Annotated in this window: 25 protein-coding genes; 18 read left to right on the top strand and 7 right to left on the bottom strand. The window is 59.6% G+C overall.

Features of this window, described 5'->3' with window-relative positions; translation table 11 throughout:
• Positions 1–33: 33 nt before the first annotated feature.
• Complete coding sequence (locus tag Q1A89_RS12505) at positions 34–2,289, top strand: NADP-dependent malic enzyme (protein WP_299728364.1); 2,256 nt, start codon at positions 34–36, stop codon at positions 2,287–2,289.
• Positions 2,289–3,167 (top strand): ribokinase, encoded by an 879-nt coding sequence (locus Q1A89_RS12500; RefSeq protein ID WP_299728362.1) that lies wholly within the window; start codon positions 2,289–2,291, stop codon positions 3,165–3,167. Before Q1A89_RS12505 ends, Q1A89_RS12500 begins: the two co-directional genes overlap by 1 nt.
• Here the strand turns inward: Q1A89_RS12500 and msrA are convergent.
• Positions 3,164–3,823 (bottom strand): peptide-methionine (S)-S-oxide reductase MsrA, encoded by a 660-nt coding sequence (msrA, locus tag Q1A89_RS12495; protein WP_299728360.1) that lies wholly within the window; start codon positions 3,821–3,823, stop codon positions 3,164–3,166. The genes Q1A89_RS12500 and msrA overlap by 4 nt on opposite strands.
• Before the next feature lie 123 nt (positions 3,824–3,946).
• On the opposite strand from msrA, the gene Q1A89_RS12490 reads away from it, so the two are divergent.
• On the top strand, positions 3,947–4,654 hold the full coding sequence (locus Q1A89_RS12490) for an HAD family hydrolase (RefSeq protein ID WP_299728358.1): 708 nt from the start codon (positions 3,947–3,949) through the stop codon (positions 4,652–4,654).
• On the opposite strand, the gene Q1A89_RS12485 is transcribed toward Q1A89_RS12490, so the two are convergent.
• A complete protein-coding gene (locus Q1A89_RS12485; RefSeq protein WP_299728355.1) occupies positions 4,644–5,864 on the bottom strand; it encodes an argininosuccinate synthase in 1,221 nt (406 codons plus the stop codon). The two genes, Q1A89_RS12490 and Q1A89_RS12485, sit on opposite strands and share 11 nt — an antisense overlap.
• A 116-nt stretch (positions 5,865–5,980) precedes the next feature.
• On the opposite strand from Q1A89_RS12485, the gene ilvA reads away from it, so the two are divergent.
• Positions 5,981–7,207: a threonine ammonia-lyase IlvA gene (gene ilvA, locus Q1A89_RS12480; protein WP_299728352.1), complete on the top strand. Its 1,227-nt coding sequence runs from the start codon at positions 5,981–5,983 to the stop codon at positions 7,205–7,207.
• Here ilvA and Q1A89_RS12475 read toward each other — a convergent pair.
• Entirely contained in the window at positions 7,204–7,536 is a 333-nt protein-coding gene (locus Q1A89_RS12475; RefSeq protein ID WP_299728349.1) for an Hpt domain-containing protein, read from the bottom strand. The two genes, ilvA and Q1A89_RS12475, sit on opposite strands and share 4 nt — an antisense overlap.
• Before the next feature lie 150 nt (positions 7,537–7,686).
• On the opposite strand from Q1A89_RS12475, the gene Q1A89_RS12470 reads away from it, so the two are divergent.
• Positions 7,687–8,982, top strand: a complete 1,296-nt coding sequence (locus Q1A89_RS12470; protein WP_299728344.1) for a SpoIIE family protein phosphatase — start codon at positions 7,687–7,689, stop codon at positions 8,980–8,982.
• On the opposite strand, the gene Q1A89_RS12465 is transcribed toward Q1A89_RS12470, so the two are convergent.
• Complete coding sequence (locus Q1A89_RS12465) at positions 8,958–9,407, bottom strand: NUDIX hydrolase (protein WP_299728341.1); 450 nt, start codon at positions 9,405–9,407, stop codon at positions 8,958–8,960. The two genes, Q1A89_RS12470 and Q1A89_RS12465, sit on opposite strands and share 25 nt — an antisense overlap.
• 78 nt (positions 9,408–9,485) lie before the next feature.
• Here Q1A89_RS12465 and Q1A89_RS12460 point away from each other — a divergent pair, with 78 nt between their 5' ends.
• From Q1A89_RS12460 to Q1A89_RS12425, 8 genes are all read left to right on the top strand, one after another.
• Positions 9,486–10,472, top strand: coding sequence for an Hsp33 family molecular chaperone HslO (locus Q1A89_RS12460; protein WP_299728338.1), 987 nt, complete (start codon positions 9,486–9,488; stop codon positions 10,470–10,472).
• Positions 10,465–11,064 (top strand): CoA pyrophosphatase, encoded by a 600-nt coding sequence (locus tag Q1A89_RS12455; RefSeq protein ID WP_299728335.1) that lies wholly within the window; start codon positions 10,465–10,467, stop codon positions 11,062–11,064. Before Q1A89_RS12460 ends, Q1A89_RS12455 begins: the two co-directional genes overlap by 8 nt.
• A complete protein-coding gene (locus tag Q1A89_RS12450; RefSeq protein WP_299728333.1) occupies positions 11,037–12,209 on the top strand; it encodes a CCA tRNA nucleotidyltransferase in 1,173 nt (390 codons plus the stop codon). Before Q1A89_RS12455 ends, Q1A89_RS12450 begins: the two co-directional genes overlap by 28 nt.
• 164 nt (positions 12,210–12,373) lie before the next feature.
• On the top strand, positions 12,374–14,212 hold the full coding sequence (locus Q1A89_RS12445) for an ABC transporter ATP-binding protein (protein ID WP_299728330.1): 1,839 nt from the start codon (positions 12,374–12,376) through the stop codon (positions 14,210–14,212).
• Positions 14,209–16,041, top strand: a complete 1,833-nt coding sequence (locus Q1A89_RS12440; RefSeq protein ID WP_299728327.1) for an ABC transporter ATP-binding protein — start codon at positions 14,209–14,211, stop codon at positions 16,039–16,041. The genes Q1A89_RS12445 and Q1A89_RS12440 overlap by 4 nt, the downstream gene beginning before the upstream one ends.
• Before the next feature lie 40 nt (positions 16,042–16,081).
• On the top strand, positions 16,082–17,308 hold the full coding sequence (locus Q1A89_RS12435; RefSeq protein WP_299728324.1) for a class I SAM-dependent RNA methyltransferase: 1,227 nt from the start codon (positions 16,082–16,084) through the stop codon (positions 17,306–17,308).
• A 17-nt stretch (positions 17,309–17,325) separates the two neighbouring features.
• The gene (locus tag Q1A89_RS12430) at positions 17,326–18,102 is read left to right on the top strand and encodes an ion transporter (protein ID WP_299728321.1); all 777 of its coding nucleotides are present in this window, start codon (positions 17,326–17,328) and stop codon (positions 18,100–18,102) included.
• A gap of 113 nt (positions 18,103–18,215) precedes the next feature.
• Positions 18,216–18,713 (top strand): L,D-transpeptidase family protein, encoded by a 498-nt coding sequence (locus Q1A89_RS12425; protein ID WP_299728318.1) that lies wholly within the window; start codon positions 18,216–18,218, stop codon positions 18,711–18,713.
• Positions 18,714–18,716: 3 nt separating this feature from the next.
• Here Q1A89_RS12425 and Q1A89_RS12420 read toward each other — a convergent pair whose 3' ends face one another.
• On the bottom strand, positions 18,717–19,271 hold the full coding sequence (locus Q1A89_RS12420; RefSeq protein WP_366524484.1) for a CAP domain-containing protein: 555 nt from the start codon (positions 19,269–19,271) through the stop codon (positions 18,717–18,719).
• A 269-nt stretch (positions 19,272–19,540) separates the two neighbouring features.
• Here Q1A89_RS12420 and Q1A89_RS12415 point away from each other — a divergent pair, with 269 nt between their 5' ends.
• Positions 19,541–20,131, top strand: coding sequence for a L,D-transpeptidase (locus tag Q1A89_RS12415; RefSeq protein WP_299728311.1), 591 nt, complete (start codon positions 19,541–19,543; stop codon positions 20,129–20,131).
• A 138-nt stretch (positions 20,132–20,269) separates the two neighbouring features.
• Complete coding sequence (locus Q1A89_RS12410) at positions 20,270–20,449, top strand: hypothetical protein (protein WP_299728308.1); 180 nt, start codon at positions 20,270–20,272, stop codon at positions 20,447–20,449.
• A 72-nt stretch (positions 20,450–20,521) separates the two neighbouring features.
• Here the strand turns inward: Q1A89_RS12410 and hemH are convergent, their stop codons facing one another.
• Together hemH and Q1A89_RS12400 are read right to left on the bottom strand one after the other, a co-directional pair.
• Entirely contained in the window at positions 20,522–21,583 is a 1,062-nt protein-coding gene (gene hemH / locus Q1A89_RS12405) for a ferrochelatase (RefSeq protein WP_299729158.1), read from the bottom strand.
• Between the two features lie 54 nt (positions 21,584–21,637).
• On the bottom strand, positions 21,638–22,489 hold the full coding sequence (locus Q1A89_RS12400) for a methyltransferase domain-containing protein (protein ID WP_299728305.1): 852 nt from the start codon (positions 22,487–22,489) through the stop codon (positions 21,638–21,640).
• Between Q1A89_RS12400 and Q1A89_RS12395 the strand changes: the two genes are divergently transcribed.
• The 3 genes from Q1A89_RS12395 to Q1A89_RS12385 are packed head-to-tail and all read left to right on the top strand — an operon-like array spanning position 22,488 to position 24,342.
• Entirely contained in the window at positions 22,488–23,213 is a 726-nt protein-coding gene (locus Q1A89_RS12395; RefSeq protein ID WP_299728302.1) for a ComF family protein, read from the top strand. The two genes, Q1A89_RS12400 and Q1A89_RS12395, sit on opposite strands and share 2 nt — an antisense overlap.
• 40 nt (positions 23,214–23,253) lie before the next feature.
• Positions 23,254–23,511 (top strand): glutaredoxin 3, encoded by a 258-nt coding sequence (grxC, locus tag Q1A89_RS12390; RefSeq protein ID WP_299728299.1) that lies wholly within the window; start codon positions 23,254–23,256, stop codon positions 23,509–23,511.
• A complete protein-coding gene (locus tag Q1A89_RS12385) occupies positions 23,512–24,342 on the top strand; it encodes a carbon-nitrogen hydrolase family protein (RefSeq protein WP_299728296.1) in 831 nt (276 codons plus the stop codon). It abuts the gene before it with no gap.
• The last annotated feature ends 3 nt before the right edge of the window (positions 24,343–24,345 follow it).

Raw genomic sequence — 24,345 nt, 5'->3', positions numbered from 1 at the left:
CTAGACCTGTCGGGTCAGGGGAGGACGCAACACATGACAAGTAACAAGGTGACCGCGGAAGAGGCGCTCGCGTTTCATATGGAGCCCACGCCGGGCAAGTTCGAGGTGAGCGCAACGGTGCCGATGACGACTCAGCGCGATCTGAGCCTTGCCTATTCGCCCGGGGTTGCTGTGCCTTGCGAGGCGATCGCGGAAAATCCTGAACTTGCATATGATTACACGAACAAGGGCAATCTGGTTGCTGTGATTTCAAACGGGACGGCGGTGCTGGGTCTGGGCAATCTTGGCGCGCTCGGATCAAAGCCGGTGATGGAGGGCAAGGCGGTTCTGTTCAAGCGTTTTGCCGACGTCAATTCCATCGATATCGAGCTGGACACAGAGGATCCGGATGAATTCTGCAACGCCGTGCGGCTGATGGGCCCGACCTTTGGCGGCATCAACCTCGAAGATATCAAGGCGCCTGAATGCTTCATCATCGAGCAGCGCCTGAAAGAAGAGATGGACATCCCTGTTTTTCATGACGACCAGCATGGCACGGCGGTGATCTGTGCGGCCGGTTTGATCAACGCGCTGCACATCTCGGGCAAGAAGATTGAGGATGTGAAGATTGTTCTGAATGGCGCGGGTGCGGCCGGGATTGCCTGTATCGAATTGCTCAAGGCCATGGGTGCGCGCCATGAAAACTGCATTGTCTGTGACACCAAGGGCGTCATTTATCAGGGCCGTACCGAGGGTATGAACCAGTGGAAGTCAGCTCATGCTGTCAAGACCGACCTGCGCAGCCTTGAGGATGCGATGAAGGATTCGGACGTTTTTCTGGGCGTCTCTGTCAAAGGGGCCGTGACGCCCGAGATGGTTGAAAGCATGGCCGATAATCCGGTGATTTTCGCCATGGCCAATCCCGATCCCGAGATCACGCCCGAAGAGGCGCACGAGGTGCGTATGGACGCGATCGTGGCCACGGGGCGCAGCGATTATCCCAACCAAGTCAATAACGTACTGGGTTTCCCCTATCTGTTCCGCGGCGCGCTCGATATTCATGCGCGTGCGATCAACGACGAGATGAAAATCGCATGTGCCCATGCTTTGGCCAATCTTGCGCGCGAGGATGTGCCGGACGAGGTGGCGCTGGCCTATGGCAAATCGCTGTCCTTTGGGCGCGATTACATCATCCCCACGCCCTTTGATCCACGCCTGATCCACCGCATTCCGACAGCCGTGGCCAAGGCGGGCATGGACACCGGTGTGGCCCGTCGCCCCATCATCGACATGGAGGCTTATGAGCTGAGCCTCAAATCGCGAATGGACCCGACGGCCAGCATTCTGACCGGTATCAACGCGCGGGCGCGCGCGGCACAGGCCCGTATGATTTTTGCCGAAGGCGACGATCCGCGCGTGTTGCGGGCGGCGGTGATGTATCAGCGCTCTGGCTTTGGCAAAGCGCTGGTTGTGGGTCGGATCGACGACGTGAAGGCCAAGCTGACCGAGACAGGTCTTGGCGATGCGGTCCGTGAATTGGAAGTGGTCAACGCGGCCAACACAACGCATTTGGAGCAGTACAAAACCCACCTGTATGACCGGCTCAAACGGCGCGGGTTTGACAGACAGGACATTCACCGCCTTGCTGCGCGCGACCGTCATGTGTTTTCGGCGCTGATGCTGGCCCATGGCCATGGTGAGGGGATTGTCACCGGCGCGACTCGCAAATCCGCGCACATTCTGGATCGGATCAACCACGTGTTTGATGCGGATGTGAACAGCAAGGCGGCGGGCATCACGGCGCTTATTCACAAGGGTCGGATCATTTTTATTGCCGATACGCTGGTCCATGAATGGCCGGATGAAGAGGACCTTGCGGACATCGCCACCCAGGCTGCCACCGTTGCGCGAAATATGGGGCTCGAGCCGCGTGTGGCCTTTGTCAGTTTTTCGACCTTTGGCTATCCGGTGTCCGAACGTGCGGAAAAGATGCATCAGGCACCGCGGGTGCTGGACGCCCGTGGCGTTGATTTTGAATATGAGGGCGAGATGACCGTGGATGTGGCGCTGAATGCGCAGGCGCAGGCAGCGTATCCGTTCTCGCGCCTGACCGGTCCGGCGAACATCCTCGTGGTTCCGGCGCGCCATTCGGCCAGCATTTCGGTCAAACTGATGCAGGAAATGGGCGGGGCGACGGTGATTGGCCCGATTCTGGCCGGAGTCGATGGGTCGATCCAGATCTGTTCGTCCGGGTCGACGGCGAATGACATCCTCAACATGGCGGTGCTTGCAGCCTGCAAGGTGGGCTGATGGCGGTCTGGAACCTGGGCTCGATCAATATCGACAACGTTTATCGCCTGTCGCATCTGCCCGCGCCGGGGGAGACGCTGAGTGCGCTGGGTTACACGCAAGGTCTGGGCGGAAAAGGCGCAAACATGTCCGTGGCGATGGCTCGTGCGGCGGCCCGTGTGACACATATCGGTGCTGTGGGTCAGGAAGGCGCGTGGACGGTTGAGCGGTTGCTGGAATATGGCGTGGACACGAGCCGGATCGCGACCCTGCCTGACCAGCCGACGGGTCATGCGAATATCTCGGTTGATGAGGACGGAGAAAACCAGATCGTCGTGTTTCCCGGTGCCAATCGCGCCATCACGGAGGACATGATCGGGGCGGCGCTGTCGGATGCGGCGGCGGGCGATTATCTGGTCATACAAAACGAAACAAACGGCCAAAAATATGCAGCCCAAATTGCGAAACAACTGGGCTTGCATGTGGTTTATGCCGCCGCCCCGTTTGATGCGCAGGCCGTGGCCGAGGTGCTGCCCTTTACCGACCTTTTGGTGCTGAATGCGGTAGAGGCACAGCAGCTATCGATGGCGATGAAATCCGAACTGACGGATCTCGGTGTTGCCTCCATCGTTGTGACGCTGGGGGCTGACGGGTGCCGCTGGCTCGACGTTTTGGCGGGATCAGAGACACATATGCCTGCGATTCCGGTCACGCCCGTGGATACAACCGGGGCCGGGGATACCTTTACCGGTTATCTCGTGGCGGGTCTGGATCGGGGCATGCCGATGCTGCAGGCGCTCAGCCTTGCGACGCAGGCTGGCGCGCTGATGGTGACGCGCAAGGGAACGGCGGATGTGATCCCCGACCTAAAGGATATCGAGGATGCGCGGTTGGCTTAACCGCCGACAAACGGCGCGTCCGACCCCCACAAGACCTTGACCCGTGCATCACGCCCGCAGGCGTCACGGTAGGCTTTGTAGGCCTTGGCTTTGGACTTGGGACCGAAGCGGGTCAGGATGACCTTGCTGTCCTTGTAGAAGTCCTGATGGTAGCTGTCGGCCGGGTAAAACTCGCCAGCAGACAAGACGGGCGTGACCACGGATTGACCCAGTTCGGCCTGAGCGGCCGCCTTGGCCGCCTGTGCCGCACTTGTCTGGGATGGTTTGGCAAATATCGCGGTGCGATAGCTGTCGCCCCGGTCACAGAACTGTCCGCCTGCATCCGTCGGATCGATGGAGCGGAAAAACAGCGACAACAGCGTGTCGACCTGCACCTGCGCAGGGTCGAATGTGATCTGAACCGCCTCGTAATGGCCGGTATTGCCGCCGGTCACCTGTTTGTAGGTCGGATTAGAGACTGTTCCCCCTGCAAATCCCGACACGGCCTCTTTCACGCCTTTGACTTTTTCGAAATCCGCCTCGACGCACCAGAAACAGCCGCCTGCGACAGTCAGCGTCTCGAGGTCTTGCGCCTGGCTGGATTTGGCCTGCGCGATGAGGCCCACGGCGATGGAGAAGGCCAAGGATACGGTTTTGAAAGTACGGCGTGCGGTCATGTCACTACTCCTTTTGTCGGAGTCTGGGCCAAACCGGGCTGTCATACAATTCACAGGCGAGCGAGGTCGCAGTCCTGTGATTGGTCGTTTACCGCGACGATCCACCGCCTTAGCCTGATTTGCATGACAAAACGTATTGCCATGTGGTCCGGGCCGCGCAATCTGTCGACGGCGATGATGTACAGCTTTGCCGCGCGGGGGGATTGCCGCGTTGTGGATGAACCGTTTTATGCCGCCTTTCTGGCGCAGACCGGGGCGGATCATCCGATGCGCGGCGCTGTTCTGGCCAGTCAACCCAATGACCCTGGCGAGGTCGCCAAATCGTTGATTTCGCCTGTGTCAGAGCCTTTTTTTTACCAAAAACATATGGCGCACCACATGTCGCCCGATTGGCCGGAGGACTGGATGGCGGGCATGTGTCATGTGCTGCTGATCCGCCACCCTGCGCGGGTGATCTCAAGCTATGCCAAAAAGCGCGAAGCGCCGACGTTGGACGATTTGGGTTTTGCGCAGCAGGCCGCATTGCTTGTGCGGACCAACGATCCGATTGTTATCGATTCAAGTGACATACGAGCCGACCCGGAGGCGGCCTTGCAGGCGCTTTGTCGCCGGATCGGCATTCCCTGGACGTCGAACATGTTGCACTGGCCCAAGGGCGGGCATCCGCAGGATGGCGTCTGGGCGGCACACTGGTATGGCGCGGTGCATGATTCGACCGGGTTTGACTCGGGCGAAGGGCCGTTGCCGAAGCTGGAAGGTGATTATGCCCGGTTGGCAGACGCGGCGATGCCTCATTACGAGGCGCTCGCCGCGCGCAAGATCAGGATTTGAGGCGGCGGTCGCGTGCGGCCAGCAGTTTCAGACGCAACGCGTTCAACTGGATGAACCCTGCGGCGTCTTTCTGATCGTAGGCACCCGCGTCATCCTCAAAGGTCACATGCGCCTCGGAATAGAGGCTGTGATCAGACCAGCGGCCCACAGTGCGCGCCAGACCCTTGTAGAGTTTCAGGCGAACGGTGCCGGTCACATGTTCCTGACTTTTGTCGATCAGGGCCTGCAACATTTCGCGCTCGGGCGAGAACCAGAAGCCGTTATAGATCAGCTCGGCATAGCGCGGCATCATCTCGTCCTTGAGGTGCGCGGCCCCGCGATCAAGCGTGATCTGTTCGATCCCGCGATGTGCTTCGAGCAGAACAGTACCACCGGGGGTTTCGTAGATACCGCGCGACTTCATCCCGACAAACCGACCCTCGACCAGATCGAGCCGGCCAATGCCGTGCTTGCCGCCCAGCCGGTTCAGCTCGGTCAGGATCGTCGCCGGAGACATCGATTCGCCGTTGATAGAGACCGCATCACCCTTCTCGAAGCCCACTTCGATATATTCGGGCTCGTTCGGTGCATCCTCGGGTGCGACCGTGCGCTGGTAGACGTAATCGGGTGCATCCACGGCCGGATCTTCGAGCACTTTGCCTTCAGACGAGGTGTGCAGCAGGTTGGCATCGACGGAAAACGGGGCCTCGCCACGCTTGTCCTTGGCGATGGGAATCTGGTTCTTTTCTGCAAAGTCGATCAGTTTGGTCCGGCTGGACAGATCCCACTCGCGCCACGGGGCGATGACCTTGATATCCGGGTTCAGCGCGTAGGCGGCCAGTTCGAAACGGACCTGATCGTTGCCCTTGCCTGTCGCCCCGTGCGCGACGGCATCTGCCCCTTCGATGGCGGCAATTTCGACCAGACGTTTGGAAATCAGCGGTCGCGCGATGGAGGTGCCCAGCAGGTAGAGACCCTCGTATAGCGCGTTGGCGCGGAACATCGGAAAGACGAAATCGCGCACGAATTCTTCGCGGACATCCTCGATATAGATGCTCGACGCACCCATCATCTCGGCCTTGGCGCGCGCGGGTTCGAGTTCTTCACCCTGTCCGAGATCGGCGGTGAAGGTGACAACCTCGCAGCCATATTCGGTCTGCAACCATTTCAGGATGATCGACGTGTCCAGGCCGCCGGAATAGGCCAGCACAACTTTCTTTGGGGCGCTCATTTCTTTCGTTCCTCATGAGGTTTGGCAGGCGATACCGTTTTTGCACTATGGGGGCAAGATTGACCCGCGGGGGCGGGGGCGTGTAGGTCGGAATGATTGCGAAAAGGGACCCATTCATGAGTTTTCAGGACAGTGCGCGCGCCGCCGAAGCCGCGATGCGAGAGGTGTTTCCGCCGACACCCCTGTTGCGCAATGATCTGCTGTCAGCGCGGTATGGCGCCGAGATCTGGCTGAAACGCGAAGATTTGAGCCCGGTGCGATCCTACAAACTGCGTGGTGCGTTCAATGCGATGCGCAAGGTCATGCGCAAGGACGCGGTGTTTGTGTGCGCCAGCGCGGGCAATCACGCGCAGGGCGTTGCCTATATGTGTCGCCATTTCGGGGTGCACGGTGTGGTCTTTATGCCGGTGACGACGCCGCAGCAGAAAATCCAGAAAACCCGTATGTTCGGCGGTGATCATGTCGAGGTGCGGCTGACGGGCGATTATTTCGACGAAACGCTGGCCTCTGCGCAGGCGTTTTGTACCGACTCAGGTGGGCATTTTCTGTCGCCCTTTGACGATGAGGACGTGATTGAGGGCCAAGCCTCGGTCGCGGTTGAGATCGAGGCGCAATTGAGTCGTGTGCCAGATCGCATCATCCTGCCTGTCGGTGGTGGCGGCCTGTCAGCGGGCACGCGCAGCTATTTTGTCGACCGGGTTGCCTATACTTTTGTCGAACCGCATGGGGCCATGTCACTGGCCGAAGCGTTGAAGGCTGGCGCGCCGGTGGATGTGTCTCCCATCAACAGCTTTGTGGATGGCGCTGCGGTTGCCAAGATCGGGCAGCGGACCTTTGCGCGTTTGGCGGATGTTGATTCTGCCGACGTGATGAACATTCCCGAGGACCGCATTTGCACCACGATCATCGAGATGCTGAACGTCGAGGGACTTGTGCTGGAACCAGCGGGCGCCCTAGCCGTGGATGCGTTGAAAGACATTCGCGACAGGATTGCGGGCGAGACCGTTGTCTGCGTCACCTCTGGCGGCAATTTCGATTTCGAACGTCTGCCGGAAGTGAAAGAACGGGCCCAGCGCTATTCCGGCGTCAAAAAGTACTTCATCCTGCGCATGCCGCAGCGTCCCGGCGCGCTCAAGGATTTCCTGAGCATTCTTGGCCCGGAAGATGACATTGCGCGGTTCGAATACCTGAAGAAATCCGCGCGCAACTTCGGCTCTGTCCTGATTGGTATCGAAACGCGCGCGCCAGAGAATTTTGACCGTTTGCGCGCCGCGCTCGATGCTGGTGGGTTCACCTATACCGACATTACCAACGACGAAATGCTGGCGCAGTTTGTGATCTAGGCGGCGATTCCGTCCTGTAGCCCTGACAGGAACGCGTTCTTCGACACCTCGAAACAATCGAGAATTGCGGTGACGTCGACCGTTGCCGCCTTGCCCTTGGCAGACAGCGATTCGCCCGCGTGACACAGGTCTGAAAACTCGGAAAAGCCGAGGTTCAGCGCGCTGCCTTTGAGGCAATGCAAATCCCCTTCCAACCGATCTAAATCCACCCCGGCGCGCAGCCGGTTCGTGATTTCCGATACTTCCTCGATAAAGAGCGGAACGACCTCATCAAAGTCTTCGTCGCCGATCTCGTCCTTGAGGTTTATTACGCGCTGCCAGTCAATCATTGTCCGTCTCCGAGCCCCGAAAGCATGTCAGCACAGATCAAATTAAGAACGGGTTACCTTTAAAGGTTTAGATACTCGGCGGTGCAATTTCATCCGCCATTAAGTGCTTTGGAGTAGGCAAAACCGAGACAGATTGGATAACAGGGTGAGATGAATACCAAGGCCAGGCATATACACGTGGAACAGGTGCCTGTGTCCCCGCCGACGGATGCGGCCGCACCGCAAAAGGTGCTGGTGGTCGATGACAGCAAGCTGCAGCGCAAGATTCTGTGCAGTTCGGTCAAACGCTGGGGGTTTGAGGTGTTCGAGGCGGCATCCGGCGAGGAGGCATTGCAGATCGCGGCGGAGGTTCAGCCTGATCTGGTGCTCAGCGACTGGATGATGCCGGGCATGAACGGTCTGGAATTCTGCAACGCGTTTCGCCAGCTTTCGGGGGATCGCTATGGCTATTTCATCCTTCTGACCTCCAAGAGCGAAAAGAACGAAATTGCCATGGGCCTTGAGGCCGGTGCCGACGATTTTGTCACCAAGCCCGTCGATGCAAACGAGTTGCGCGCCCGGATCAAAGCGGGTGAGCGCATCCTGCTGATGCAGCGCGAACTGACCCGCAAGAATGACCTCATTTCCGAGACACTGGATGAATTGCAGCGGGTCTATAACTCACTCGACAGTGACCTGCTTGAGGCGAAAAAGCTGCAGCAATCGCTGATCCGCGAACGCAACAAATCATTTGAAACGGGTGACGTGTCGCTGATGCTGCGGTCAAGCGGGCATGTGGGCGGCGATCTTGTCGGCTTTTTCCCGGCAGGCGCTGGCCATCTGGGGCTGTTTTCCATCGACGTGTCTGGTCACGGGATCAGTTCGGCCCTGATGACCGCCCGTCTGGCCGGGTATCTGTCTGCGGCTGCGCCGGACCAAAACGTTGCCCTGCAGCGGCTGGATGATGGCAGTTATGCGTTCCTGCCGCCTGAAATCGTAATCGAAACGCTCAACGATCTCGTTCTCGATGAGATGGAGACGGAGCATTATTTTACTCTGCTGCTTGCCGACGTGGATCTGGTCACGGGCCATGTGCGCATGGCGCAGGCTGGCCATCCGCACCCGGCAATCCAGCGCAAGGACGGTACAATCGAACAGGAAGGTCCGGGGGGTTTTCCGGTGGGGCTGATGTCGGGCATTTCGTTCACCCAGTTCGAGACGAAACTGAATCCCGGTGATCGGCTGCTGCTGTTGTCGGACGGCGTGACCGAATGCCCGAATCCGCAGGGCGAAATGCTCGAAGAAGAAGGGGTCGAGGAAATGATGCGTGATCTCAGGGACGTGTCTGGGCCCGCATTCTTTGAGGCGATGTTATGGAAACTCGAAGAGTTTGCCGTGATCCAGACCTTTCCCGATGATGTGTCAGGCATTCTGTTCGAATATCACGGGACCGAGCGGGAAAAGTAACGGCTCAAAAAATGCTGGTCGCCTTCATTTCCCAGCTGGAGCGCAGCGTCCTGCGGGCTCATCCAGACGGCCAGGTGATTGTCTTCGGTTGGCGCGCTGATCTGCAGGGTGGGCCAGGCCACATAGACATGGCACAGTTTTTCCGCCCACATCGTATATTCCGGCATATAGACAAATCGGCGGAACGCACCCAGCCTGCGCGGACGCGCGATGTGCCAGCCGGTTTCCTCGAACACTTCACGGTGCAGGGCCTGCAACGGGCTTTCCCCGGGATCGATACCGCCGCCGGGCAATTGAAAATCCGGATCAGGATCGCTTTGGCAGGTCAGCAAAACCGCCCCATCACGTGGCAGGATCGCATAGGCGCCCTGTCGCACGATATAGCGCCGACCGGCCTCGGGGGGCTGTCCCATCCGGCGGTTCATCGGCACCCTCTTTCAGTTTTGACACACAATCCTATATAGGGCTTCGATATGCCAATACGTGGCGCCAAAGGAAACCCCATGACTCTTGGTTCGCAACTCGTGTGGGACGACACCGTCCTGCCATTCCAACTTGATGCCGCTGACATCCGCGGACGCGTCGCGCGTCTGGACGGGGTGCTGGGTGGTATCCTCAAGCAGCACAATTATCCCCCCCAGGTCGAGGCGTTGGTGGCGGAAATGGCATTGCTGACCGCGCTGATCGGCCAGACGATCAAGCTGCGCTGGAAGCTGCAATTGCAGGTGCAGTCCAAGGGTGCGGTGCGCATGATCTCTACGGATTACTATGGCCCCGAGAAAGAGGGGGACCCGGCGCGCATTCGTGCCTATGCCAGCTATGATGCGGATCGGCTGACCGATGCCGCCCCCTTTGATCAGGTGGGCGAGGGATACTTTGCCATCATGATCGATCAGGGCAAGGGCATGACCCCGTACCAGGGCATCACCCCGCTTGAAGGTGGGTCGCTGGCCGCTTGTGCCGAGGCCTATTTTGCCCAGTCCGAGCAGTTGCCGACCCGCTTTCAGCTCAGCTTTGGCAAGTCGTCCGAACCGGGTGTCGCCGAGCATTGGCGCGCCGGGGGCGTGATGCTCCAGCACATGCCGAAGGCGTCTCCGTTGATGGCCAAGGGTGAGGGAACGGGCGAGTTGCTGGCCGCAACCGATCTGCTTGACGGCGATGCGTCCGAGAACTGGAACCGTGTGAACATCTTGCTCGACACAGTCGAAGAGATGGAGCTGATCGGCCCGCAGGTCCCACCCAATGACCTGTTGCTGCGTCTGTTTCATGAGGAAACGCCGCGCGTGTTTGACACGCAACCGGTGCGCTTTGGCTGTACCTGTTCCGAAGATCGCGTGCGTCAAAGCCTGTCGATCTATTCAGCCCGTGACATCGAAAAGATGACTACGGACGATGGGCGTGTGACTGCCGATTGCCAGTTCTGCGGGGCGCATTACGACCTTGATCCGGCCTCGGTCGGGTTCGAGGCCGACGCCCAGACCGGTGAGTGATCTCATCTCCCGCACCTGCGCCGCGCTGGCGCGGGGCGGTGATGCCTCGTCTGATTTTGATCTGAACCCGGATGTGAGCCTGGTGGCGGGGCGTCGCCTACGTCCGGCCGCTGTGCTTGCACCCATCATTGCGGGGCGCGACGGATATGATCTGATCCTGACCAAGCGGTCTTCGGCTCTGAAACACCATCCGGGTCAGATCGCCTTTCCCGGCGGCAAACAGGACGAAGGCGATGAAAACCTGATCGCCACCGCGCTGCGCGAGGCGCATGAGGAAATCGGCCTGCCGCTGGACCATGCCGAGGTGCTTGGCACATTCGCGCCCCATGAAACCGTCACGGCGTTCACTGTGACGCCGGTCATCGCACTGATTACGCAGGAGTTTCAGGCCGTGCCGGAGGCGGGCGAAGTTGCCGAAGTGTTCCGCGTACCCCTGGCCCATGTCCTCGATCCTTCCAACTATGTCGTGGAATCGCGGCGCTGGCGCGGCCATCGTCGGTCTTATTACGCGGTGCCTTACGGGCCCTATTACATCTGGGGCGCGACCGCGCGTATATTGCGGGGATGGACCGACGCATTGCCCAAGATCTAGACCCGAAGACGCCGTTTCTGACCGATCCGGCGGCGCAAAAACTGTGCCAAGTCCTCGAAGACGCAGGTCATGTTGCTCTGTTCGTCGGGGGCTGTGTGCGCAATGCACTGCTGGGATTGGCGGCGAGCGACATTGATATTTCCACGGATGCCACGCCTGATCAGGTAATGCGGATCGTGAAGGCCGCTGGCTTCCGCGCCATTCCCACCGGTGTCGATCACGGCACGGTTACGGTGGTGGCGAGGGGAGACGCCTTTGAGGTCACCACGTTCCGGCGCGATGTGGCGACGGATGGTCGCCGCGCGGTTGTCGCCTTTTCAACGCATATCGAGGATGATGCCCGCCGCCGCGATTTCACGATGAACGCCATCTATGCGGATCGCAGGGGCACAGTCGTTGATCCGCTGCACGGTCTGCCGGACCTGCAGGTGGGACGCATCCGGTTTATCGAAGATGCCGGGCAGCGCATTCGCGAGGATTACCTGCGCACGCTGCGGTTCTTTCGCTTTCATGCGTGGTATGCGGCCCCCGATCAGGGTTGGGATGCCGAGGCGCTGGACGGCATTGCCACAAATCTTGACGAGTTAGAGACGTTATCTGCCGAACGTGTGGGTGCCGAGATGGTCAAACTGCTGTCTGCGCCTGATCCCGCGCCAGCGCTGGCCGTAATGGCGCAGACCGGAGTGTTGAGTGCAATCCTGCCGGGGGCTGACCCAACACTGGTGGCCCCACTTGTCCATCTGGAACAGGGTGTCGGGGCCGCTGCAGATCCCGTGACCCGGCTTGCTGCGCTGGGCGGGGAGGATGTGGCGGACCGGCTGCGTTTGTCGCGGGCAGATCAAAAGCGTCTGGCGTCGATCCGGGATCACAGCACAAGCGCGCTGGGGGCAAAAGCCATCGGGCATATGGCAGGAAAAGGGGCAGGGTTCGGCGCGATCTTGCTGCGTGCGGTGATGGCCAATACCGTTCTGGATGTGTCAGAAATCAGCGAAGTTGCCGAAGGGGCACAGGCCGAATTTCCGATCAAAGCCAGTGACTTGCCTGACCTCCAAGGCAAGGCGCTGGGCGACAGGCTGGCGGCACTCAAGTCGGAGTGGTTGGCCTCAAATCTCGAAAAGTCGAAAAACGCGCTTTTGGGCGCGTGACTTTTTGAGCGACCAGCGCTAAGAGTATCGCGAACACGGAGGATACCACATGGTTCGCGGGATCTGGAACGACACCTGATATTGTCGCCGATCGTCTGATGTGACGAAACGGGCTTTGGCCTGCGTCACACCCATGTTGCACCACCAATCTCCGAGATTTCCCCATGTTCAAATACTTTGAATCGCTTGTCGATCCGTATGTCAGCTATACTGAAACCGACACGCCCCCCACAAAAATCTGGCCATTTCTGCGCGGGTATTCCGAACCGTTCAAAGGCGTCTTTGTGCTGGCCGCCATCATGTCACTTGTCGTGGCCTCGATCGAGGTTGGCCTGATCTACTATATGGGCCGCGTCGTCGATCTGCTTGGCACATCACCGGACGCGTTCTGGGATACCTACGGAACCGAGGTGATTCTGGTCGCCGTGTTCGTGCTGGTGGCCCGGCCCTTGTTGCAGATGCTGGATGTGCTGTTGCTCAACAACACGATTTTGCCGAACTTTGGCAGTTTGATCCGCTGGCGGGCGCATAAACACGTGTTGCGTCAATCCGTTGGCTGGTTCGAGAACGACTTTGCCGGGCGCATTGCCAACCGCCTCATGCAGACCCCGCGGTCGGCAGGCGAGGTGATTTTTCAGGTCTTTGACGCGATTTCGTTTTCGCTGGCCTACCTGCTTGGTGCGGCGGTGTTGCTGATGGTGGCCGATATGAGACTGCTGCTGCCACTGTTGGTGTGGTTTGTGCTTTATGCTGCGCTGGTGGTGTGGACGGTCAAACGCATCGGCCCTGCGTCCAAGGCGGCATCAGACGCGCGCTCGCAACTGACTGGCAAGCTGGTTGACGCCTATACCAACATCCATTCGGTCAAGATGTTCGCCCACCACGAACGCGAGCTGGACTATGCCAAGTCCGCCATCGAAAACACGCGCACCACTTTCATGCGCGAGATGCGCCTGTTCACCATCATGGATGTCGTACTGATGGTGTTGAACGGGTTGCTGATCGTGGGTGTGGTCGGCTGGGCCATTGCCTTGTGGACTCAAGGTGCGGCCAGCGTGGGTGTGGTTGCTGCGGCCACGGCGCTGACATTGCGTCTGAACGCCATGACGGGCTGGATCATGTGGGCGCTGACCTCATTCTTTCAGGAACTGGGTGTGGTGGCCGAGGGTATGGAGACCATTGCCCAACCGATCACGCTGGTCGATGCCGCCAATGCCAAGCCGCTTCTCATGCAGCGCGGCCAGATCGAGGTGAAGAACCTGACGCACCATTACGGGCGCGGCAGTGGCGGTTTGTCCTCTGTCAGCTTTACCATCCGCGCCGGCGAAAAGGTCGGTGTGGTTGGCCGCTCGGGTGCGGGCAAGTCGACCTTGGTCAAGCTGCTTTTGCGCTTTTACGACCCTGAATCCGGTCAGATCCTGATCGACGGTCAGGACATCACGCAGGTGACCCAAGACAGTCTGCGTCTGAACATCGGCATGGTCCAACAGGACAGTTCGCTGCTGCACCGTTCAGTGCGTGAGAACATCTTTTATGGCCGTCCCGACGCGAGCGAGGAAGAGATGATCGAGGCGGCAAGGCAGGCGCAAGCCCATGATTTCATTCTTGATCTGTCCGATCCTGAGGGACGTCCCGGTTACGAGGCGCAAGTTGGGGAACGCGGCGTGAAATTGTCCGGCGGACAGCGTCAGCGTGTGACTCTTGCCCGTGTCATCCTGAAAAACGCGCCGATCCTTGTGCTGGACGAGGCAACAAGCGCGCTCGACAGTGAGGTTGAGGCGGCGATTCAGGACACGCTTTACAAGATGATGGAGGGCAAGACGGTGATCGCAATTGCGCACCGCCTGTCCACCATTGCCGAAATGGATCGCATCCTTGTGCTTGATGACGGCAATATTGTCGAAGACGGCCCCCATGACGCGCTTTTGAAAAAAGGTGGCCTATATTCAGAGTTCTGGGCGCGCCAGTCGGGCGGGTTCATCGCAACCGAGGCAGCCGAGTGAAGATTTCGAACTGGATCGATTCGTTTCGCCGTGCCGAAGGGCCACCACCGCAAGAGCTGTGGCCCTTCATGCGCTGGTGTCTGTCGGGTGCCTGGCCTGCGCTGTGGCTGGCCGGGTTTTGTTCGGCGGCGGCGGGCGCGCTTGAGGCGGGCACCGCGCTGATCCTTGGCTGGGTGATTGATGCCACGGTCACGCTGGGCCCAGACGGGTTCTTTGACGTCAGCAACCTTGGGCTGGTCATCGGTTCGCTGGTGTTCTTTCTGATCGCGCGCCCGGTGCTGTTCGGGCTGAGCGCGGCGACCAACGCCATCATCGTGCAACCCAATGTGAACCCGCTGGTGCTGTCGCGTCTGCATCGCTGGACTTTGGGCCAGTCGGTCGGGTTCTTTGACGACGATTTCGCCGGTCGCATTGCACAAAAGCAGATGCAGGCGGCGCGTGCCGTCACGGATGTCGTGTCGGAATTCATCAACGTGGTGGCCTTTGCGCTGGCCTCATTGGTTGGTTCTGTTCTGCTGCTTTTGGCCATTGATTGGCGCGTCGCGTTGGGTTTTGGCGTCTGGTTGATCTTCTATTTCGCACTGATCCGCTGGTACCTGCCGCGCATCCGCAAACGCTCGGCCGCGCGGGCTGCGTCCCGTGCAATGGTGTCGGGGCAGGTGGTCGACACGATTACCAATATCAAGACGGTCAAGCTGTTTGCCCATGATGATCATGAAGATCAGGCCGCCCTTGGCGCGATGGCGACCTTCCGTGCCAATTCTGTGCAGTTCGGCATTCTAGCCGCCGGATTCCGCCTTGCCCTGATGACACTGGCGGGGTTGCTGCCTGTGCTGTTGCTGGGCGGCACCATCCTGATGTGGCAGCGCGGGCTGGCCTCGCCCGGGGATATCGTCGCCTCGGGCGCCGTTGCCATCCGCATTGCGCAGATGACCGGCTGGGTCAGTTTCACCCTGATGGCGATCTATTCGAACGTGGGCGAGGTCGAGGACGGGATGCGCACCCTGACCCCCCGGTCCCGCGTCGATGATGCGCCGGGTGCTGCGCGTCTGGACGTGTCGAAAGGAGAGATCACTTTTGACAGTCTTGGCTTTGCCTATGGGCGGGATACGGGCGGCATTCAGGATGTGTCGCTGACGATCAAACCGGGGGAAAAAGTGGGTCTTGTGGGCGCGTCTGGTGCGGGGAAATCCACGCTCGTATCGCTGTTGTTGCGCCTTTATGAGCCGGAACAGGGTCACATTCTGATCGACGGGCAGGACACCCGCGCCGTGACGCAGGAAAGCCTGCGCCGCAATATCGGGATGGTCACGCAGGAAACCGCGATGTTCAATCGCGCTGCAAGTGACAATATCCTCTATGGCAATCCCGATGCGGATGAGGCGGCGATGATCGAGGCGGCGGGCAAGGCCGAAGCCCATGATTTCATCCTGGATCTACAGGATCACAAGGGACGCCGCGGCTATGACGCGCATTTGGGCGAACGGGGCGTAAAGCTGTCCGGCGGGCAACGTCAGCGCATCGCGCTGGCCCGTGCCATCCTCAAGGACGCGCCGATTCTGGTGCTGGACGAGGCGACAAGCGCGCTCGACAGCGAGGTCGAGGCCGCGATCCAATCGGCCCTCACCCGCGTGATGGAGGGCAAGACCGTGCTGGCCATCGCCCACCGTCTGTCCACCCTGACCGAGATGGATCGCATTCTGGTGATGGATGATGGGCGCATCGTCGAGGAGGGCACCCATGATGCGCTGCTGGCAAAAGGTGGCCTTTACGCCCGCTATTGGCAACGCCAGTCCGGTGGATTCATCCGCACGCAGGCGGCCGAATAGGGCTTTTGCCGGACGCGTTCGCCCGGTAGGCCTTGGGCCCATGACAACAGTGACCATTGATCGATTGGGCCAGCAAGGCGACGGCGTCGCGCGTGGCCCGCTATTTGTGCCCCTGGCCCTGCCGGGTGAAGTGGTGAGCGGGACGGTTGATGGCGATGCCCTGACCGACGTGACCATCGACACGCCTTCGCCTGAACGGGTATCTGCGCCTTGTCCGCATTTCCGATCTTGCGGTGGGTGCCAACTGCAACATGCCAGCGATGATCTGGTGGCCAGCTGGAAGCGTGAACTGGTGGTCACAGCCCTTTCTGTTCACGGGTTAGAGACGGACGTGCGCCCGACACTGACGTCTCCTGACCGCTCCCGCAGGCGGGCCACCTTCGCCGCACGCCGCACGAAAAAGGGCGCGATGGTCGGATTCCATGCCCGCAAATCCGACGCCATCATTCCGGTGCCGAACTGCATTCTGGTCACACCTACGCTGTCGAGTATTGGCCCGTTGGCCGAGGCGTTGGCCATGGCCGGGGCCAGCCGCAAAGGTGCGCTGGCTGTCACCGCAACGGACAGCCGCGAAGGGCTGGATATCTCGGTCACCGGGGGCAAGCCGCTGGATGGGCCGCTGCGCATTGTGCTGGCCGCTTTGTGTGAAACCCACCGACTGGCGCGCCTCACCTGGGAGGATGAACTGATCGGGATGCGCGTGCCTCCGGCACAAAGCATCGGTGCCGCCCGCGTTGTGCCGCCGCCGGGTGCGTTTCTGCAAGCGACAGAGCATGGTCAGGACACCCTGACACGATTGGTGCAAGAGATCGTGGGCAAGGCGAAATCGGTTGTCGATCTGTTTGCGGGCTGCGGCACATTTGCCTTGCCACTGGCACAGCGGGCCGAAGTGCTGGCTGTCGAAGGTGCGCCCGAGATGGTGGCCGCGCTTGATGCGGGATGGCGGCAGGCACAGGGGCTTAAGCGGATCGAAAGCGTGGCCCGTGATCTGTTTCGCAGACCCTTGTTGCCGGATGAATTGGCACCATACGAGGCCGCCGTCATTGACCCGCCTCGCGCTGGTGCAGCCGCGCAGATTGCCGAGCTTGCGGCGGCACAGACGCCGATCATCGCTCATGTGTCCTGCAATCCGCAGACATTTGCGCGGGATGCGGCGACCCTGATCAGTGCCGGTTATGTGCTCGAATGGGTGCAGCCTGTGGATCAGTTTCGCTGGGCAGCGCACGTAGAACTTGTCGGAGCGTTCCGTCTGTCGCATACGCGATAGGACGAAGGAGACGCCGTATGTTTGATCGCGCACGCTTGGCCGCATTTCTCGAAGGGCCCAAATTCAGTAACTTTATCATGGGCGTGATCATCGTGAACGCGATCACGTTGGGCCTGGAAACATCGGAGACGGCCGTTTCGATAGGCGGTGGGCTGATCAATCTGATCGACAACATCTGCCTTGCGATCTTTGTCATCGAACTTTTGGCCAAGCTATTTGCGTTCCGGTTCAAATTCTTCCGCAGCGGCTGGAACATCTTTGACTTTATCATTGTCGGCATCGCGCTGGCCCCGGGCACCGAAGGCCTGTCGGTCTTGCGTGCATTGCGCATCCTGCGGGTGCTGCGGGTGATTTCCGTTGCCCCCAGTCTGCGCCGTGTGGTCGAAGGCTTTGTCACCGCTCTGCCCGGTATGGGCAGCGTGTTTGTCCTGATGGCGATGATCTTTTACATCGGGGCCGTGATGGCGACCAAACTGTTTGGCCCGACCTTTCCCGAATGGTTCGGCACCTTGGGCTTAAGCGGCTATTCCCTGTTCCAGATCATGACCCTTGAATCCTGGTCCATGGGCATCGTGCGCCCGGTGATGAAGGAATTTCCCTATGCATGGGCGTTCTTTGTCCCGTTCATCATGGTCACCACATTTGCCGTCGTGAACCTGCTGGTGGGTCTGATCGTGAACTCGATGCAGGATGCCCATTCCGAAGAGTCCAATGCGGCGACGGATGAGTATCGTGATCTGGTGATGAAGCGCCTTGATGACATCGAAGCCAAGCTGGACAAACGCGATACTTGAGGGCTGATCACGGGCTGGTGATCGACGCATTTTCAATTTCGACTATGCGAATTGTGTGGAAAAGTGGTATTTGCCGGGAAATAAAAGAAAAACCGAATTGGGACAGGATTTCGATGAAGCGCAGACATCTGATGATGGGGGGTGCAGCGGCCTTGGGCCTCGGAGCATGCACCCAAAGCAAGTTCAAAACCTATAGCGGGCCCGAGGTGACCTATATCGTGGTCAACAAGGAAGCCCGTCGTATGTACCTGTTTAACAACAACAAGGTGCTCAAGGACTACGACATCGATCTGGGCTTTGAGCCGATTGGTGACAAGTTTTTCGAAGGCGATGGCCGCACGCCGGAAGGCACGTACCTGATCGACCGGCGTAACCCGAACAGCCGGTTCCACCTGTCTCTGGGCATCTCTTATCCTAACGCCAAGGATCGCGCCGAGGCTGCCGCGCTGGGCAAACCACCGGGCGGCGACATCTTTATCCACGGCAATTCAAAGCCGTTCCGCAAAGGCACGGATGATTGGACGTGGGGCTGTATCGCTGTGACAGATCGCGAGATGGAAGATGTCTACGCGATGGTGCGCAACGGGACGCCGATCCAGATCAACGCCTGACGATCAGGTCGCCGGGGTCGATGTGATCACCACGGTGTCCGCGTCCGTTTCGTCGATTGCACTGGCATCAGGATTGTCCACAGCATCCGGGACAAGCCGGGTTGCTGATGGGTTGGCCCGCGGGATCAGCGGCGCATTGTTCGGATTGCCCATCACCATGGTCCACCAGATCTTGCCATTGGGTTCCTGAAACCACGCAAAGCCCATTTCGCGCGCTTGCGGCGACAAGATGGTGCGACGGGTGTCGTTCTGCTCCATCCATGCGGCGAGAGTTTCCAACTCGGTTTCGTAGGATTCGGAGATGTTCTCGCCCACAAGGCTGCCCTGATAGCCAACGCGGGCCAGCCGGTCGATGGGCGACGAGCCGTCTGAACCAAAGTGCCAGGGGCGGTTTTGCAGGGACATATCCTTGGCATGGGTCGCTGCGGCGGCGTTCAGTTGCGGGTTCAGCTCAACATTTGGAGCACCCCGGGCCGAGCGTAGAGCGTTGACCGAATCGAGCATGCGGAACTGCAATTTCGCAGTGTCTCCGGCGCGAATCTTGTAGAGCTTGGGCAAGGGCCGGCCATCTGCCCCGACAGCGGGCGCAGACGGGGGGACCGCACATGCAGCGAGCGTAAGAAGAGCAACCAGAACGAAAGAGAGTGTACGCATTGATCCTGCACATCATTTATTGTGTTCAGGAACTTCGATAGCGGCTCGCGCGTTGCATTACAAACGCACATCGGCGTGATCCTGCGAGATGACAGTCCTTTGATTTGCGACTGCGACATTCCCGCAATATGTTGCGCCCAAATTGGCAAGACCATCCTTAGGAGAGGCATTCCATGTCTAAACCAACATTCAATTCGACCAGCCGCCGGGCTTTTCTGGCTGGCTCGGCCGCCTTTTTGGGCGCCCCTGCCATCGCGCAAACTGCCGCCGGTCAGGCCGAGCGCGACCCGACCCAGTCCGTACGTCGCAACATTTCAAGCTTCCGCACGCTGGACTGGCAGCCATATTTCGACAACCTGCGCAAAGGCGCCATTCTGGTCGATATCGACAGCCGCGCGGTCCATTACTGGAACGAAGATCAGACTATCTACAAGTTGTATCCGTCCAGCGTTCCGCTGACCGATGACCTGACCCGACGTGGGCGTACCCAAGTTATTCTGAAAGATCCCGAGCCAGATTGGCGTCCGACACCATCGATGAAGAAGCGCAATCCGGAGTGGCCTGACTATATCGGTCCCGGTCCGCAGAACCCGCTGGGCACGCGTTCACTGCACCTCAGCTGGACGTATTATCGCATCCACGGCACGCACGATACGCGCAAGATTGGCCGCAAATCTTCCAATGGATGCATCGGGTTGTACAACGAACACATCGAAGAACTGTACGCGATGGCCAATGTAGGCACACAAGTGTTGCTTATTTGACGACATCAGGGCTGATCGGCGGGTCGGCTTTTGAATCAGACTTTGCATTCGCCTCACATTGCTGTTTACACAGAATTACGAGGTAAGTCTTGGGCGCGTTGCGGCAATTGCTGCACGTGCGTAACTGGAGGTTATAATATGAAAAAACTCGTTCTCGCTGCTGCTCTGACTGCTGCTGCTTCGACCGCATTTGCCGGCGCACCTGCCGATCCGATCATCGAAGCACCTGTCATCGTCGAAGAAACAAACAGCTCGTCCGGCGGCATCATTCTGCCCCTGCTGCTGTTGATCGTCGTTGCTGCGGCTGTTTCGGACTAATATCCGGTACTACGAAACAAAAAAGGCGGTGCTTTTGCACCGCCTTTTTTTTGTCCGCCGTGGCGTTTGAATTCAGTCGAGCCAGCCGTGCAGGTTTTCCTCGATCACGGTGCTGAGCGCGTCGATATGGGCCGCATCATCGTTCAGGCAAGGGATATAAGTGAAGTGTTCGCCACCCGCCTCTTCAAAGCTTTCCTTGATCTCTTCGTTGATCTCTTCGAGCGTCTCGATGCAATCTGCTGAAAAAGCAGGCGCACATACGGCGATGTTCTTTTTGCCCGCTTCTGCCAGCCGGGCGACCTCTTCGACCGTGTAGGGTTGCAGCCATTCTTCGGGGCCGAATTTCGACTGGAAGGTCGTCTTGATCTCGGTATCTGCCCAGCCCAGCCGTTCCTTCAGCAAGCGCGTAGTTTTCTGGCATTGGCAGTGATAGGGGTCGCCCTCCATCAGGTACCGGATCGGCACACCGTGATAGCTGCACACCAGAATGTCGGGTCTGGTGTCCATGGCCCCGTAGGCCCGTTCAATGGATTGCGCGAGGGCCTCGATGTATTTGGGGTGTTCGAAATAGGGCTCAATCGTGCGCGTAGTTGGTTGCCATTTTTCCTCCATCATGGCCCGGAAAAACTGGTCATTGGCGGTGGCAGAGGTGGCCCCGGCATAGTGCGGATATAGCGGGAAAAACAGGATCTTCTGGCAGCCCGCATCGCGCATCTCGCGCACCTTGGATTTCGTCGACGGATTGCCGTAACGCATGCAGAAATCGACCATGACCTGATCGCCGTAACGGTCATGCATTGCCGCTTTTATCTTGGTCGTCTGGTCTTTGGTGATCGTCATCAGGGGGCTTTCGCCCGCCTCGTGATTCCAGATGGATTTATAGGCGGCACCGGATGAAAACGGGCGTTTTGTCAGGATGATAAGCTGCAGCAGGGGCTGCCAGATCCACGGGCTGTAATCGATCACCCGCCGGTCGGACAGAAATTCGTTCAGATAGCGCCGCATCGACCAATAGTCGTAATTGTCGGGCGTCCCAAGATTGGCCAGCAGAATGCCGACGCGCGCAGGCTTGATCGCGGGGTGATCATCAGCGGCGTGTTGTGGGCGTGCTGCGGCTTTGCTGGTGTCGAGCATTTCGGGTGCATTCCTATCCATGTTCCGCCTCAGATAAACGGATTTGCCATCAGGTCAATCTGACAGCGGCGTTTCGTCCGTGCGCAGGGCATCGGCAAGTCGGGCTTGCGCCGACCCGGGGCGCAGCGGTTTGGGCTGACTTTCGTCCGGTGCCCAGCCGGTCAGGACGATCATTTCAAAGGTCGCCGCGATCCCTCCGTCGGGATGCGAAAACGCTTCGGCATAAAGATCGGCCGCCCGATTCAACACGGCCCGCCGCGTCGGATGGCGCAGGCGCGCATCCAGCGCATTGCCTTCGCCCATATGGCGCAGATCGCGCATCAGGTGCCACATGCTGCGGTATCGTGCAGTCAGCATAACAGAATCGGCCACAGGCAGCGCCAGACCGGCGCGTTGCAGCAGTGCACCCAGATCGCGCACTTCGCCCATCGGAGCCACGCGCGGGGACAGCCCGCCTTGCACCGCCACTTCGGCCTCGGCCAGTACACTGCGCAATTCATGCAATGTTTGCCCACCCAAAGACACGGCCAGCAACATGCCATCAGGCTTGAGCGCCCGCCTGCACTGAATCAGCTGACCGACCGGGTCGTTTGCCCAGTGAAGCCCCATGCTGTGGATCACAAGATCGTGCGCGGCGGCGGCCAGAGGCAGCACCTCGGCCTCGCCCATCACCGTCGAATCCGGGATGCGGTCCTGCCACAGCTCCGGAAAGGCGGCGATGATTCCCGCGCTGTGAAAGGGTTTGTTAACCAGTTCCAGACGATCCTCGATCTCGTCCCGCGCCGCTTTCTGCAGGAACAGTGCATCACTGCGCGCCCGGGCGCGATTGCGCGTCAGTGCGGCAGTGTCAGTCAGACGGTTTGGCGCGGGGCGGTTGGACATGGTCGCATAGGTAAGGGATGTCATGGGCCTAATACAAACAACACTTGCTGCGATCTATCCGCCGCGTTGTCTGGGGTGTGGCGAAACCGTGGACAGCGACTTTGGTCTGTGCGGCGGATGCTGGGCCAAGGCCGAATTCATCGGCGGTACGTCTTGTGACAGTTGTGGAACGCCCTTGATCGGCGAAACGACCGGAGACGCGGTGACGTGCGATACTTGTATGCGGTCCCCGCAACCCTGGGCCCATGGCCGCGCGGCGCTGGCCTATCGCGGCATGGGGCGCAAACTGGTGCTGGGGCTGAAACATGGGGACAGACAGGAAATTGCGCGCCCCGCGGCCATATGGATGCGAATGTCGGCGCAGCGTTTGATCACAGAAAAGACCCTGATTGTTCCGGTTCCGCTGCATTGGCTGCGGTTGGCCAAGCGCCGCTATAACCAGTCGGCCCTGATCGCCAAGAACCTGTCCGAGTTGACGGGGTGCGATTGGTGCGCCGACCTGCTGGAACGCCCGGTCAGGACTGTGTCGCTGGACGGGAAATCGCGACAAGAACGTGCGGAAATCCTGCATGGCGCGATCCGCATCAACCCGCGCCGCAAGCACCGTATCGTCGGGCGGTCCATTCTTTTGGTGGATGATGTGATGACGACAGGGGCGACGCTGGCCGCCTGCGCCGCAGCATGCACTGCCGCCAGGGCTGATCAGGTATCCGTGAGCGTACTGGCGCGGGCGATCAAAGACACCTAAGTCTGTGTCCAACTGATTTTGTGTCAAAAGGACGTGACCAATGAAACCCGTGGAAATCTACACCTCGCCCCTGTGTGGCTACTGTCATGCCGCCAAGCGGTTGCTCAAGGAAAAGGGTATCGCCTTTTCCGAAGTTGACGTGTTGCGCCATTCCGACCGCAAGGGCGAAATGATCAAGCGCGCCAATGGCGGCCGCACTGTGCCCCAGATCTTTGTCGGCGATGTCCATGTCGGTGGCTGTGATGAGCTTTATGCGCTGGAACGCGCGGGCAAGCTGGACGGCCTGCTGGCGGCCTGAATGAAAACAGCGCTGCTGCAACTGAATGTGTCTGACGATCCCGTGGCAAACCTGCCCGGAACCGTTCAGATGGTGCGGCAGGCTGTGGATCAGGGGGCAGAATTCGTTCTGACCCCCGAAGTCACCAATTGTCTCAGCACCAGTCGCGCCCATCAGGCGCAGGTGTTGCGTCGCGAACCCGAGGATGAAACCCTCGCCGCGCTGCGCGATGTTACGGCAGAGTGCGGCGTGCATCTGTTGATCGGGTCGCTTGCGCTGAAAACCGATGACCCCGAGGGCCGATTTGCCAACCGTTCATTTCTGATCGGGCCGGATGGCGGGATTCTGGGGCGGTACGACAAGATCCACATGTTCGATGTGGCGATCTCTGACACCGAAACCTACCGAGAATCCTCGGGCTATCGTCCCGGCACTCAGGCGGTGCTGGCGGATACGGCATTTGCGCCGTTGGGCATGGCGATCTGTTACGACATGCGTTTTCCCAAATTGTCAGATGCTTTGGTTGGTGCAGGTGCACATATTCTGACCTACCCATCTGCGTTCTCTCCCGTCACGGGTGCGGCGCATTGGCACAGCCTGCTGCGTGCCCGCGCGATCGAGGCAGGGGCCTGGGTGCTGGCCCCGGCGCAGACAGGCACGCATCCGGGGCGTTCGGACAAGCAGCGCCGCACCTATGGCCACAGTCTGGCGGTTGATCCCTGGGGCGAGGTGGTGCTTGACGCAGGCACGACACCGGGCGTTTATGTGTTTGATATGGAATTAGATAAAGTGGCCGAGGCGCGTCGCCGGATTCCTGCGCGGGACAATGCACGCCCTTTTGACGGCCCCTAGGGT

This window comes from uncultured Tateyamaria sp., from assembly GCF_947503045.1.
Taxonomy (GTDB): Bacteria; Pseudomonadota; Alphaproteobacteria; order Rhodobacterales; family Rhodobacteraceae; genus Tateyamaria.
Note: the sequence above shows the minus strand (reverse complement) of the source record. Positions and strands in the feature narration are given on the sequence as shown.